13 protein-coding genes and 1 pseudogene are annotated in these 13,922 nt (G+C 59.5%); 7 read left to right on the forward strand and 7 right to left on the reverse strand.

Annotation, left to right across the window (positions count from 1 at the left end):
* Position 1: 1 nt before the first annotated feature.
* Entirely contained in the window at positions 2-1,012 is a 1,011-nt protein-coding gene (locus J6524_RS31615; RefSeq protein WP_225677806.1) for a phospholipase D-like domain-containing protein, read from the forward strand.
* Between the two features lie 11 nt (positions 1,013-1,023).
* Here the strand turns inward: J6524_RS31615 and J6524_RS31620 are convergent, their stop codons facing one another.
* Positions 1,024-1,986: a LysR substrate-binding domain-containing protein gene (locus tag J6524_RS31620; RefSeq protein ID WP_225677807.1), complete on the reverse strand. Its 963-nt coding sequence runs from the start codon at positions 1,984-1,986 to the stop codon at positions 1,024-1,026.
* Between the two features lie 357 nt (positions 1,987-2,343).
* Between J6524_RS31620 and J6524_RS31625 the strand changes: the two genes are divergently transcribed.
* From J6524_RS31625 to J6524_RS31645, 5 genes and pseudogenes are all read left to right on the forward strand, one after another.
* Positions 2,344-2,634, forward strand: coding sequence for a hypothetical protein (locus J6524_RS31625; protein ID WP_225677808.1), 291 nt, complete (start codon positions 2,344-2,346; stop codon positions 2,632-2,634).
* A 72-nt stretch (positions 2,635-2,706) separates the two neighbouring features.
* The gene (locus J6524_RS31630) at positions 2,707-3,984 is read left to right on the forward strand and encodes a DUF3300 domain-containing protein (RefSeq protein ID WP_225677809.1); all 1,278 of its coding nucleotides are present in this window, start codon (positions 2,707-2,709) and stop codon (positions 3,982-3,984) included.
* A gap of 93 nt (positions 3,985-4,077) precedes the next feature.
* Complete coding sequence (locus J6524_RS31635) at positions 4,078-5,517, forward strand: DUF4403 family protein (protein ID WP_225677810.1); 1,440 nt, start codon at positions 4,078-4,080, stop codon at positions 5,515-5,517.
* Positions 5,518-5,826: 309 nt separating this feature from the next.
* Entirely contained in the window at positions 5,827-6,621 is a 795-nt protein-coding gene (locus J6524_RS31640) for an alpha/beta fold hydrolase (protein ID WP_225677811.1), read from the forward strand.
* A 58-nt stretch (positions 6,622-6,679) separates the two neighbouring features.
* Positions 6,680-7,225: pseudogene (locus J6524_RS31645) on the forward strand (transposase family protein); the annotation flags it as partial.
* A 294-nt stretch (positions 7,226-7,519) separates the two neighbouring features.
* On the opposite strand, the gene J6524_RS31650 reads toward J6524_RS31645, so the two are convergent.
* The 4 genes from J6524_RS31650 to J6524_RS31665 all read right to left on the reverse strand — a co-directional run bounded on the left by J6524_RS31650 (position 7,520) and on the right by J6524_RS31665 (position 10,414).
* Positions 7,520-8,527, reverse strand: a complete 1,008-nt coding sequence (locus J6524_RS31650; RefSeq protein ID WP_225677812.1) for a murein L,D-transpeptidase catalytic domain family protein — start codon at positions 8,525-8,527, stop codon at positions 7,520-7,522.
* The gene (locus J6524_RS31655) at positions 8,499-8,903 is read right to left on the reverse strand and encodes a hypothetical protein (protein WP_225677813.1); all 405 of its coding nucleotides are present in this window, start codon (positions 8,901-8,903) and stop codon (positions 8,499-8,501) included. The genes J6524_RS31650 and J6524_RS31655 overlap by 29 nt, the downstream gene beginning before the upstream one ends.
* A gap of 50 nt (positions 8,904-8,953) precedes the next feature.
* Positions 8,954-9,892, reverse strand: coding sequence for a zinc ABC transporter substrate-binding protein AztC (aztC, locus tag J6524_RS31660; protein ID WP_225677814.1), 939 nt, complete (start codon positions 9,890-9,892; stop codon positions 8,954-8,956).
* Between the two features lie 327 nt (positions 9,893-10,219).
* Entirely contained in the window at positions 10,220-10,414 is a 195-nt protein-coding gene (locus J6524_RS31665; RefSeq protein ID WP_225677815.1) for a hypothetical protein, read from the reverse strand.
* 71 nt (positions 10,415-10,485) lie between these two features.
* On the opposite strand from J6524_RS31665, the gene J6524_RS31670 reads away from it, so the two are divergent.
* On the forward strand, positions 10,486-10,992 hold the full coding sequence (locus tag J6524_RS31670) for a Fur family transcriptional regulator (protein ID WP_225677816.1): 507 nt from the start codon (positions 10,486-10,488) through the stop codon (positions 10,990-10,992).
* A 52-nt stretch (positions 10,993-11,044) separates the two neighbouring features.
* Here the strand turns inward: J6524_RS31670 and J6524_RS31675 are convergent, their stop codons facing one another.
* Together J6524_RS31675 and J6524_RS31680 are read right to left on the reverse strand one after the other, a co-directional pair.
* A complete protein-coding gene (locus J6524_RS31675; protein ID WP_225677817.1) occupies positions 11,045-12,520 on the reverse strand; it encodes a DUF3526 domain-containing protein in 1,476 nt (491 codons plus the stop codon).
* Positions 12,521-12,587: 67 nt separating this feature from the next.
* Entirely contained in the window at positions 12,588-13,922 is a 1,335-nt protein-coding gene (locus J6524_RS31680; RefSeq protein ID WP_225677818.1) for an ABC transporter permease subunit, read from the reverse strand.

Raw genomic sequence — 13,922 nt, forward strand, 5'->3', positions numbered from 1 at the left:
CATGTCACACCGATTGATCATCCTGCCCGACGATACCTGCGATGCCATCATCGATCCCATCAACAGAGCGCGGCATACACTGAACGTCCGGATGTTTCTGTTCACCGACCGATCGCTGCTCAACGCAGTGATCTCTGCCCGGCGTCGCGGCGTCCACGTTCGCGTGATGCTCAATCCGGCAAGGCGCGACGGCACCAGCGACAACCAGGTCGCACGGGAAACCCTGCTTGCGGCTGGCGTCAGCGTGCGTGATAGCAGCTCCGCATTTGCGGTTACCCATCAAAAGTCGATGGTGATCGACGACGAGGTCGGATTCATCGAGTCGCTCAATTGGGAAACGCGCGATTTTACCCAGACCCGTGATTACGCGGTCGAAACCACCAATAAGTCGGAGATCGCCGAGATGGTGCGGTGCTTCGATTCGGATTGGCATGAGCAGCCCTTCCTGCCGGCACGCGGCTCCAATCTGATCTGGTGCCCCAACAATGGTCGTCAGCGCATTGCGGATTTCATCGACGGCGCGAAGCAAACACTATGGCTGCAGAATGAACGTTTTCAGGATATCGTGATCATCGAACGCCTGGTCCGCGCGGCCAAGCGCGGGGTACGCGTTCGCATCATGTCGCGCGCCCTGCACAAGCTCAAAAGGAAGAAACTGTTCGAGGGTGTCAGCGGGCTGCGCATCGTGCACGATGTCGGAGCCAAGGTCCGAATGCTCAAGGATCTGAAGCTGCATGGCAAGATCATGATCGCCGATAGCCAGCGCGCCATTGTCGGATCGATCAATCTCAGTCCTGGGAGCTTCGATGACAGGCGCGAACTTGCGATCGAAACTTGTTCCGAACAAGTAGTGAAGCGACTGGTCCAAACCGCTGAGCACGACTGGAAACGTTCGCGCAAGCTGCCTCTATCCGACGCGGCCGTTCTGGCGGATCTGGAGGGGCACGGCGTCAAGGACATCGGCCGGCTGGCGTTGGCGTGTCAAAAAGGTGCGGACGAGCAGCATGCTTGATGTGGCCGAACTCAGCTCTTGGCGATCCATTCGGCGCCTGGCATATCCGTCTGGCGCACGCGGCGCTCGATAAAGTCGACGAGAAAGTCGCACACCGCCTCGCCTGCGATGGTAAGCGGAAAATCAGCGGAATAGACGATTGAACAAGTAAGATAGATCGCTGGTTCGATCAGGGCTGGTCTTGCAAAAGCATCAGGCCCGAAGTTAGACAGGTCGCCCACGGGCAGGATCGTGCAACCGACCTCGTTTCGAGCCGCCCACATTTCGCTAACAAGGGAGTCGGCTTCCAAAACGATATTCGGCTTAAGTTTCGCTTCAGCGAATACTCGCTCGATCAAGACACGGCGACCGTTGGTGGCGCCTGGCAGCACAAGCGGCAGTTCGGCAACCCGCTCGAGAGAGATGAAATTGTCCCGATCTGCGACCGGCTTGCACGAGACGAGAAAAAGCTTCTGTCTGAAAAGCGGCTTGCGCGTCAGCGCGGTGGTGAATGCGTCTTCATAAAGTATCGCAATATCAACGGACGTCGACGCGATTTTGCTTTCGAGGGTGAGGCTATCGCCATCAGACAGCCGGATGATCACCTTCGGGAAAGCTGCGCGGCCTTCTTCCAAAAAGCCCACCAGCCGTGGAGCCAGTGAGGATACAAACCCCAGGTTGACCGTTCCTTCCGGCTCTCCGGTGCTCGAACGAACGATCCCCGGCAGCCGGTCAAGCTGATGCAGGATCGCCGACGCTTCCTTGTAAAGCATTTGTCCCGATGCAGTCGGCCGTATACCTCTCGCGCCGCGTTGGAGAAGCGTGACGCCTAGCCGCTCCTCCAGGTCGGCAATCTGCTGGCTCAAGGCAGGCTGTGCAACGTGGACGATCGTTGCCGCGCGAGAAAAGCTGCCGGCTTCAACAATTTTGACGAAGTATCGGAGCTGGCGGAATTGCATATTGTCCTTATCCCGGCCCTCCAGGACATCTTCCATCGTGCCGCCGCTTTGGGCAAGCCGGGACGCGCCTGACGTAGCCGAGAAAGGCAGGGTGCGTGACGAACAAAACACATTGATGTGAACTGAAGCAGGTATACCAGGGGGGGCGCATGATAGTCGGCCATTTGCGCGTATTTCCTGCCGGGAGGCCTGTCGCAAACGCAGCCATAGGGCGCGGCGATACCTGCATATTGAAGCGGTATTTGTTTTCGATCCTCGTCTGCCGCATTTGTCTCTCGCGTTCGTGGCCAAGGTAACACGATCGCCCGAAGCCCCAGTTTCAAACATCGAGAACCGGCCGACTGTCGTGGCATCGCGACCCGATGTCGCGTGTCCATTGAAAGGAACCTAGCCATGAAGACCATGAGGACGAATTTCGCTCGCGGCGTGTCCATCCTTGCTTCGCTCAAGCCGAAGTATGCCGCCATTGCGACCGCAAGCATGCTCGGCGTTGTCCTGAGCGTTTCCGATGCCAGCGCCTTCACCTGTGTGAGGGGCGTCTATCGCGCTGCTTGTGCAAGCCCGTACGGCGCGGTTGGCATCGGGCCCAACGGGGCGGTGGCCGTCGGACGATATGGCAACGTCTATGCCTATCGCCGCGGCTCCGGATGCTTCTGGCGTAACGGCCAGCGCATCTGTCTCTGAACGAGTAGCCATTCGCACCGAAATTGCTGGCCGCGTACGCACCAGTTGCGCCGCGGCCAAAGGAGAACAGAGATGACCAACAAGATTGCAGTGAGAATGCGCCGGCTCGCTTCGTGTGCCGTGCCACTCGTGCTCGTTTCGAGCTTCGCAACCGCGCCCGCTCGCGCGCAAGACACGACCGCCCCGGCTCAGATCCAGAGCCACGCGCAGACTCAAGCGTCATTTTCCGAAGCGCAGATCGAGCAGCTCGTCGCACCAATTGCGCTCTATCCGGATCCGCTGCTGATGCAGATCCTCATGGCATCGACCTACCCGTTGGAGGTGATCGAGGCGGCGCGCTGGTCGCACGACAATTCCGGCGTCAAGGGGACGGCGCTTCAGGATGCGATGCAATCGCAATCGTGGGACCCGAGCGTCAAGGCCCTTACCGCCGTGCCGCAGACACTCGAAATGATGAACGACAAGCTCGACTGGACGCAGCAGCTCGGCGATGCGTTTCTCGCGCAGCAGCAGGACGTGCTCGATGCCGTGCAAAAGCTTCGTGCCGAAGCGCAAGCGGCCGGAAATTTGCAATCAACGCCGCAGCAGGTGGTCACGACAGCGCCGACGCCGACTGACGTCGTCGCCTCCGGCGCGCCGCGGCCGATCGTGATCGAGCCCGTCAATCCCAATGTCTATTACTTTCCGGTCTACAATCCGGCGGTGGTGTATGGCGGGTGGGACTATCCGGCTTATCCGCCCTTCTATTGGTCGCCCCCCGGGTTCGTCGCAAGCAACGTCGTGTCGTTTACGGCAGGCATTGCAGTCGGCGCGGCGATCTGGGGCGGCTGCGACTGGTGGAATCACAACGTGATCATCAACGTCAACCGCTATAACATCTTCAATCACGCCAACATCGACATTACCGACAATACCTGGATTCACAATCCGGCGCATCGTCATGATGTTCCTTATCCCAACGCCAGCGTAGCGCAGCGTTTCGGCCGCGCCAACGAGGCGGCCGCTCGCGATGCTTTCCGCAACCGCGCTGATGCCCATCATGGCGACTTCTTCGGGAATCGTGCCAATCCCCAGCACGACGGTGTGCTCGGGAATCGCGCCGACATCCAGCGGCCGGACGCGTTTCGCCGGACAGAAGGTGATGCGGACGATGCCGCCAGGAGAAGTGCGCCGGCTCTCCCGGAGAGGCCTGAAGGCGAGTTCAGACAGAACGGCGACGAGCGGCGGGCAGATCGTGCGATGCCGGAGCGTCGAGATCTCGAGCCGCCACGGGACGAGGCCAGGTGGGAAGCCATGCGCTCGCGCGCGCAGGTCTTCCGGCCCTGGGGGACGCGCCATGTCTGGCGATGAGTTTCACCCCCGTGGTGGTGAAAAGCACCGCCGCTGAACAAGCCAGTATCGATCGACCAAGCTGATCTCTTCAAAGGATTGAGGTAACGTGTCATGATTTTACATTCGACAACATGTATTGAGAAACGCCGCGTTGCCTTCGGGCGATCGGCGCGCGCAGGTCTCGCGGCGCTGGCGCTTATAGGTCTCTGCTCGTCCGCATTCGCGGCGGACAAGCCGCCCTTGGCTCCCGATACGGTCTCACCGTTCACCACGGATTCGCGGATTTCGGCCACAATCGAGTTCAGCTTGCGGGCGCTGGCGTCCGACATCGAGGAAGACATTCCGCGACGGCTCGCGTCGATCGACGAGCGCGTGAGCTGCGTGCATCGTCGGGTGCTCTTTTTCCAGATCAACGCCAATTGCGACATCTACGGCTTTGTGGAGCGATCGGGGGCGGTCTCGGTCTACGGGCGGGGTGACCGCGTCTATGGTTCGGTGCCGATCTATGGTGCGCTCGAAGGGCAAGGTGCCAATCGCTTCACCGCGCGCATCCACGGCGAGACTGAAGCCAGCGCCACGATCGAAGCCGAAGCGCGTCCGCAATTGACACGCGACTGGTCGCTCGACCTGAACTTCAGCGACGGTTTTCGCTGGAGCGAGCCTCCCGTTCTGCATGTCCTCGGCCGGGAGATTCCGCTCGCGAACTATGCCGAGCCGCGAATTCGAAGCCAGCTCGCCCATGTCCGAGAGCGAGCGCTTGCCGCGGCTCGGCGGCTCGATCTGCACGACAAGGCCGCGAGGGCCTGGCGGGATGCTTTCGAGCCTGTCGAGCTTTCGGACAATCCGCAAGTCTGGCTGCAGCTGACGCCGCAAAAAGCGGCGTTTGCTGGCGTCCGTGCCGATTCCAGAGTGCTGCGCGGCTCGCTCGAGCTTTCCGGCTCTGCCGAAACCTTCGTCGGGCAACAGCCGCCCGCAGTGACCGCCACCGCGCTGCCGCCGCTCGGCCACGACGTCAGTGAGCCCGGTACCTTCGAGGTCATTCTTCCGGTACGGATCGGTTATGACGTGCTCAAGGACAAGATCACCCAGGCCGTCACCGCAGTGGCACCCGTAGCGGGAATGTCCATCCAGGACGTCGAGGTCTATCCGTCATCGGGCAAGCTGGTCGTCGGTCTGCGCGTCGCCAAGGCGACCAACACGGATGCGAATGCCGGTCAATGGACATATCTCACCGCCGCGCTACAGGTGGATGCCGACGGTCATGCCGTCCGTCTCTCTGACCTTGCCGCGGCAACGAGTGACGAGGGCATCGCGGCCGTGATCGATCCCCTCATAGCGCAGTTGCGCGACAAGATGAGCGTCGACTATGAGATTGCCTATGAGAACCTACTCAACGCCGCGAACGCAAAGCTCACCCGGCCGTTGAAAGATGGTTTCCGGATGGAGGGACAGCTCTCGTCGGCCAAGCTCGAGAAGGTGTACTTGCCCGCTGATGGCATTGTCATCGCGCTTCGCGCGAGTGGCGAGCTGAAGATCCTGTATGGAATGTGAACCTATGCAACGGGACATGCGGTGTTCGCCTCTAGGCGAACACCGCTTCGATTGCGCCAATCAAGCTCCGGTTCTCCGACAACATTCAATGGAGGGCTTCGGCGACCCACCTGGAGCGGTTTCTGTTTCGGTTTGCTCAACGCGAAGGATCCGGTGCGGCGACATCGTGCTTTGGCCCGACGCAACAACATTGGACTCTCGGCGATCGGCCTCGATCACCTCGCTGGTGAGGCCGGATGAGTTGCGTTGCCGACGATCGGAAGTTTATCGATGGCTACCTGCCATCATTGTTCGAGCGGTGAGGTTAAAATGCCATTCCTGCAGAGACAGAGTGTCACGTTTCATTTTGAGAGGACGGAAGGTCGCGGGCAGCCGGTCGTGCTGATCCATGGCTGGTGCTGTGATCGCACTTTTCTTTCACCGCAAGCAGACTATTTTTCCAAGCTCGGTCACCAGATCATTTCTCCCGATCTGCGTGGACATGGCTTGAGCGACAAGCCGCGGCAGCCCTATCCCATCAAGGTGTTCGCCGATGACGTCGCCTGGATGTGCGGCGAGCTGAACTTGTCGAAGCCGATTCTGGTGGGGCACAGCATGGGTGGAATCGTCGCCTTCGATATCGCGGCGCGCTATCCGAATCTGCCGGCCGCTATCGTGATGCTGGACTCGGCCATCGTCTTGCCAGCTGCTGCGCGGCAGAACATCCCACTGTTTATCGAAAAGCTCCAGCGTTCAGACTACGTGAACACCTTGCGCCACTTCATCGAGTCCGTCTTGTTCTTGCCAAGCGACGACCGCGTCCGCAAGGCTGGCATCCTGGATCTCATGTCCGGTGCGCCGCAGCATGTGATGACCGCAGCCTATCAGGGACTGGCCGACTACGACGCGGTTGAAGCGCGGGGTCGCATCACGGTCCCATCTCTCTATATCGCCGCGAATGAACCCTCTCCGAGATCGGACATGCCGCGTCTGAAAGACATCATTCCGCAGCTCAACGCCGGGCAGACCGTCGGATCTGGCCATTTCTGCCAGCTCGAGGTCCCAGAACAGATCAATGCGATGATCGGGCGCTTCGTGAGGCTCGCGCTGGTCCCAAATCTCTGAGGTCCAACGGTGTGGCTCGCGAAGAGTTCGGCGGATTACATCGGGGACAAAAATAAGCGAGAAGCCGCACTGGGGCACCCGCAAGATCCGCGAGCTGCTGGTGCGCCGGCTCGATGGCGACGTCAGGGTTCCCGCGCCAAAAGCAGCATTCACGCGGTGCTCGACTGCCACGGCCTGGTCAAGCGCAGCGGCGGGCCGCGCCACCGCGCACGGCACGCTGCTGTCGCAGGGGACGCTTCCCAATGATCTGTGGTGCGCCGACTTCAAGGGCGAGTTCAAGCTCGGGAATGGCGGGTACTGTTACCCGCTGACCGTCAGCGATCTTGACTGGACTCAACGCGCGAAGACTCTGCCATTACTGCCTTCGAGCGGCTGTTCCGCGAACGCGGTCTGCCGCTTGCCATCCGATCCGACAATGGCGTGCCGTTGTCCCAATGCCTTGTTCAACCTCTCAAAGCTGTTGGTGTAGTGGCTTCGGCTTGGCATTGCGATCGAACGTATCAAGCTGGGCTATCCGCAACAGAACGGCCGTCATGAGTGCATGCATCTCACGCTCAAAAAGGAGACGTTGTCATCTTGCGGTCGCCCTTGCCTGCATCGCAAGAAAATCAGTATCTCCGTCGTGCTGACCGCGGCCCTTACGAGCCTGCGCCTATCCCGAACCCTATCCAACAAGAACGCTGCTCCTCTCGCGTGTCTCAAGGATACCGTGGGTAAGCAAACTTGCGCCCGCTCTCGTCCACGCCAGTTGTCGGGTGTCGCATTGATCACGAAGGTTCGCAGCTTGCTATCAAGATTCTCAAAACTGCGCCTTCATCTAACGAATTGCTGTCGTAATTGAGTCGCCGCGGTGCGCTTGAGTTACGCAATTTACAGCACGAGAGACAAGAAACAAACGTCAGGGTACCTTGCAAATCGGGATCGGCCGTGACGGGGGCGCCGGATGATCCCTCTTGTACTGAGCGAGGATCGGCTCGATTGTTTGTCGTGGCCAAAACTTCGGAGCGCCGATTTCTTTCAGGCAAGATGCGTTCCAATATGGTCCGGTGTGCGATGGTGAACGACCGATCGCTACCGCTTGCGCGACCGCGACAATGTCGGCTGCGCCAGGATAGATATATAGGGTCGTCGCATCGTCCTTCACCATCGCGAGAATTTGCCGGGCGTCCGATGTCGACCAGCTGGTGCAGCCATTACTGCGACCGCCAGCGTACTCCACCAGCGTTCCAAGCGGAACGTAACCGTCGTCGTTTGCGTAGGGGCTGCGCGGGTCTTTACGAAGGCACACTCCCCTCAATGAGACGGCCGCATGCCCGCCGATCTCGCGTTGCCTGGCATTTGCGGTCTCACCTTCGCCGTCAAACTGAACAAACGAACGTGTCAAAACCGCGGATCGCCTCGCTGAGACGCGGTAGTAGCCTTTGAAAGACGTTTTCATTTCGCTCGTTACATATGCTCCGCCGGCTGTCAGGTTGGTATCCATCGCGTTGCTGAAGTTCTTCGCACACCGTCTTCCGTTCGCGAAATCCGCGATGCCTTTCAAGTTGCGACCGCCGCCGTGACCCGCCGAAACTGCGCGAAACGATCGGTCTGATTCACATATAACGTAAAACCGGCGACCCAATTCGCCATCGTTCAAAGTGTTGGGACGCGTCGCGTCCATGGCGAAGTAGCAGGGATTTCGCACCGCTCCTTCGCTCACCTTTCGCAGGTAAAGCGCGCGTGCCCTCTGCAACACCGGTAGTGCGATCTTGCTCTCGCCTTCGCCGACATGCGCCTGGAGCCAAGCTGGAATGTCCGATGGTTGCTCAGCGGCAAATGTTCGCGCCGACGCCAACGTCGCGATGGCGGTGACAGAAAGGCAGAAGAGAAAGAGGTTACTCGGAAGGATAGATCTCGATGGCATCGGATCCAATTCTCCTATCGAAGTATCTTGCCGTTGCGATAGCGATAGACAGCGGTCGCGGAGGTTTGACTTTGATATGACCGTGATCGCCATGGTCTTCAAATGAAATGCCGCTGTCGATCGCTGTGACCAAATCCGCCTCTTTCTGCACCGCAAGTACCGTTCGTCCAGTCTTGCTGCGGTAGAGACGAGCCGGCGCTTTAGTGGCAAAGGTTTCGATCTTTTCCTGCTTGAGGAGATCGATGGCATTGACAATTGGTTCGGAATGATCGGAGACGAACAAGCGCCAAGCCGTCTTTTCGCTGGCCACGGCAGTGCAGTTGAGGGCAAACGTCGTGAAAAGGGCAACGACAGTGCCGGTTTGAACATTGGTCATCGGATCTTTCCTTCAGAACAGCGTTCGCACCCCGAACAAGGCGCGTTCGGTCAGGGAATGTCAGGCGCGATGGCCATCCGAATTGTCGAGACATTGTGCTTCATCATATCGACGTAGGTGGCGGCCGGCCCGTCGGATCGGGACAAAGCATCGGAGTAGAGCTCTCCACCAACCTTCGACCTTGTTTCCTCGGCAATACGCTGCACGAGACGGGGATCGGTGATGTTCTCCACGAAGACCGCGGCGACATTATCGCGCTTGATTTGTCGGATGAGACTGGCGATGCCGGACGCTGACGTCTCGGTGTCTGTTGAGACGCCTTCTGGCGCGAGGAATGTCAAACCGTATTCGTGAGCGAAGTAGCCGAATGCCTCATGCGCTGTGATGACAACGCGCTTGTGTGGCGGGATGGTTGCGATAGTCGCTCTGATCTCGTCATCGAGCGCGCTGAGAGTCGCATCATAGGCTTTGGCATTCGTCTCATAGGCGTTGCAGCCAGGCGGATCGATCGAGCAGAACGCGTCTGCGATATTCTTGACGTAGACCCGGGCATTCGGAACCGCTTGCCACGCATGGGGATCGTAGTCGCCGTGATGATGGTGATGGCCAGACTGCCCGTGGTTGCGCGCTTGCTCCGTGCTCTTGAGCGGCCGGATTCCTTTGGTAAGCTCGACAACAGGCGCCTTTGTTCGGCTCGCTTCGATAAGGCGTCTCAAGAAGCCTTCGAACTGAAGGCCGTTGACGAGCACGATATCGGCGGCGGCAATAGTTCGGACGTCTGCGGGCCTGGGTTCGTAAACATGAGGATCGCCGTTTGCCCCGACAAGCGACCTGAGATCGATACGGTCTCCGCCGACTTGGCGTGCAAAGTCACCAATAATCGAGAAGCTGGCGACCACATTGAGCTTCTTGGCCGACGCGGCGCCAGCAGCAAGCGGTGATAGCGAGATGACTCCCGCAAGCACGACCGTTCTTAACTTGGTGGGCATGAGCTGTCGTATTCTCGTTGTTCCAGTTGTTCGATGGGAGGTGGCGCCGGACGGTTCTTGGCGAGGTCAAGCGCCGCAGTTGCCACCGAACCCTGGGGCTTTCCGATGATCGTTGCATTCGAGCCGCAGTTGAACGAACCGGGACAAAAGTGAACGCATTGACCACGCAGCCCAGATTGCGAAGGTCGTAACGAGGCATCCTCGGAAAAAGGGGCGCGGATTGACCGAACGCGGTGCCTAGTCTCCCTGATGATCACGTCCATGCGATGCTCGCTCAGCCTGAATTGTTTGCAACCTGGTCGCGAAATGGGGCTGGGCGCAATCATCCTAGATCTCTGTGAAATCCAGGATCGTATGTTCTCCGGACCAGACCTTGTCTGCGTCGTAGATTCGCTCGCGGCGCTTGGACGTGAAGTCGATCCCAAAGATGACCTCGCCCATGGCCGTCTTTCCGCTACCGAGGAATCCGGACGGAACAGAGATGGGGAGCAGGGCGTCCTCCCCCGTTTGGGACTTGGTCATGAACGATCCTGGGTGTAATGTTGTAACAGCACGATACTTGTTATACTGTTACACCGTCAAGGTGAGATGGAATGCATCGCAATCCAGATCCGCGCGGAACTTGCGCGCACGAAGAGACGCATGGTCACCCCATCGATGGCGACGCAGTTGAGTCTCGCGCCCGCTCGTATGCACTATCGAAAGGGGTGCCGTTCACGCCGATGCGCCAAAGCGTGCTTGCCTTGCTTGCGGCGTCCGGCAAGCCGATGAGCGCCTACGAGATCGCAGAGAAAGTGAGCGATACGCGAAAGCTCAAAGCCGTGCAGGTCTACCGTGCGCTCGAATTCCTGCAGGAGGCAGGGTGCGTCCATCGGCTGGCGTCCCGCTCGGCCTATTTCGCCTGCGATCATCTGCACGGAGAAGGTGAAACGGTCGTCTTCATGGTTTGCGCGCAATGTGGCGCGGTTCAGGAGGCGGCCTCCGAACTGGTGGCGCGCGGCTTGCGGGGCGCAGCAAAAACAACCGGCTTCAGGCCCCGGCATCCGATGATCGAGGTGGAGGGCGAGTGCGCGGAATGCGCGGGTACGCCTGAACGCTAACCCCCATGGCTTGCGGCACGATCGGTCAATCTTGCGGGTAAGGCGTCAGGAGTTATTCGATCGATCCGCGGGACGAGCGCGCAAGCGCGAGGCCGCCAAGTACGGACGCGAGCGCCAGCATCAACATGGCCCGCCACCAGATGCTCCACCTGATTTCGCTTGCCGGCATCTCAACCCAATGCCACCGGGGCAATGATGACAGGTCACGCACGGTCATGGCGCGGCTCTCCAGGATTCTGGGAGAGAAATACTGCCGCCATCTTTTGTGAAAAGCCTCTGTCTGATCCTTGAAGGCGAGGAAACGGCGTGAATCGGTGCCGGCGATAGAGGTCAGCGCTTCGTTGATGAGCATCGCAGGCGATAACAAACTCAGCCTATCGACAAGTTTTTGCTGTTGCAGCAGTTGCTGATCAAAACGTTTCAAAAGCGGCTCGATCTGTTCGTCGACTTTTTGTTTGGCCAAAAAAAATCCACGCATGCGCGAAGGCACTTCGATACGTTCGTCTTTCACCAGTAGTGCTTCCGGATCGGAGGCATAGCGATAATCCGCACTGTAGAGATCCTCGTATTCGCGCAATGATTCGGCGGTTGCGACACGCGTGCGGCTGGCCAATTCGGTGCGGGAGGGGGCCGGGCTAACCAATCCCACGGCAAGGTTCATTGTCACCGGCAAGATGAGCACAAAAATCGTCCAGAGTGCCACCATGATCAACGCATTGGTCGAAGATGAGCGGCCAAAGGTGTTGACCAAGGCCGCGACCGCGAACCAGAACAAGCCATACGCCGCCACCAGCGCCGACCACGACAACATCAGGACCAGTTGCTCCGCGCTGCGGGCTTCGGGACGGATCAAAAGCAGGACCACGAGCGGCACGGGAATAACGATCGCGAGCAGCGCAAGCACGCGCACGACGACTTTCCCAATCATCAACGTCGCGACGGAAAGCGGTTGCGAACAAAGCATGCGCAAGGTGCCATGTTCGCGCTCTGCCGACAGTAGGTTATACCCGAGCGTCGTAACCAGCAGAGGCAATACGAATACGATAACGAAAGCGAGATCGAAGTGCCCGCTGAGCAGATTCCAGGGATTTTCGATTTCAGTGTCGTACATGAACTGAACTTTGCTCAAATAGGTGATGCGGTAATAATTGGGCATCATGTCCGACTGACCGATCGCCAGCGCCGCGAGCGGTGCGTTGGGCATTGTGGCGTAACGCCCGGACAAGGTGCCGGCCATGGCAGCGGGGTTCGCGGGATTGGCGAACGGTATCAGCGCGGTTTGACCGGCGAGAACGGATTGGAGCGTGCCGCTATTTGCCGTTTGGGTCTCCCGTTCGTGTTTGAGGACTTGAGCGACCATGCGCTCCCGGAGCGTTGCTTGCGCCAGTCCCACAAATAGTCCGTAACCCACCATGAGAGCCAGAACGCAACACACCAACAGCAGCGTGCGATCGCGGACAAGGATGCGGGCCTCGTGCAGTACGACCAGCGACAAGGTGGAGAGCGGACGAGGTTGCATTGTCTTCATTCGACTGCCTAGCGCATCAGCGGACGGGTGAGCGCATACTGCGCGAGCGCGACGGAGAGGCAAAACATCACGGCAAGCAACACAAGGCTCGCCCAATGATGCGCCAAGGCAAACGACACAGGCGGAAGTTGGTACTTGAATTGCGGCACGCTTGCCCACAGCTCGGGGCCAGCCTTGTGAAATGCGCATTACCCAAGCGATCGGCGTGTTCGATCAAGTCCTCGCTGACAATGTTCTGAATCTTCCGCCGTTGGGCTTCGGCCGCGGTCGAGAAGTCGCGATGTTGGGAAAAGTCCGTTCCCGCCAGGCCCATGGAGAAGCCGCGGAGTGCAACAACGGGGGCAACAACGCCGACCCACCCTTGCGCGCGCTGTTGACGCTCGAATGTGTCCCAAAGCCTACCGAAGTTTTCATCAAGTGCGCCGTAACCCGCCTCGTCATCAACTTTCAGCGCCGCGCCCCACTTGCTGAGCGGAACCGATGGATCCCACTGCGTTCGCGCACCGAAATGGGCAGACCAGGCCTTGCGGCCAGCATCCGCGATGTCGTGCGTGAGTTGAGCGTCAAAGTCGAGCCGGGACGGCGTGGGATAGAGCAAATTCGTCGCTTCGGAGGCGGTGCGCGGAGCAATCAGCGTTGCTGCGACCCAGAAGCCCAGGAGCAAGACCAGGGCAGCCCGCGATGAACGCGCGAGGGCTGATACCGCCAGGGTGAGAAACACGAAAAAGCCGAGATAGAGGCCGTATCCCGCCGCGAGCCACGTGATCCGATAGACCACGTCCACGCGCTCTCCAGCGGGTAGGCGAGCAACGATGAGTACTGCAAACGCAAGGCCGACTGGAGCAATCAGAATGCCAACGCAGCTCGCAAGTGCTGCCGCTTTGCCGAAAAGAAGGCTCCGCGCAGGCGCGCCCAGGCTGAGCAACTGGCGCAACGTTCCGCGTTCGCGCTCATCGCTCGCAGAGTTGAAGCCGATGACGATAATGAGCAGGGGAAGCAAAACCTGAAGAAGCCAGGCTGGCGACAATTCGCCGAACCGCTGCAAGCCGGTTGCATCCTGGGCCGGCCTGAACTTGACCTCGCTCTGGCGATGCGCCTGTAGCCAGACGGTCGAGCCAACAAACGGCCCAATGCCGGGATCGAAGACGGCAAGCGACGGTTCAGGCTTGAAGACGTGCATGCCCTGTTCCGCCGCATCGTGCGGGTGCCGATAGCCTTGGTGAAGCCAGGCGTTATAGTCGAGGGCCTGGCCTGCCGACCGTTCGCTATTCAGCTGAACCTGCCGATTCCATCCGGCCGCCAGAGCCACCAGCATGAGCATGACGACCAGCCCTCCGGCCCAGAGCAGACGCCCGTCGCGGGTCAGCTCGCGAAGATCTTTGGCGGCGATGATCGCGAACAC

The organism is Bradyrhizobium hereditatis (assembly GCF_020329435.1).
Classification (GTDB): Bacteria; Pseudomonadota; Alphaproteobacteria; order Rhizobiales; family Xanthobacteraceae; genus Bradyrhizobium; species Bradyrhizobium hereditatis.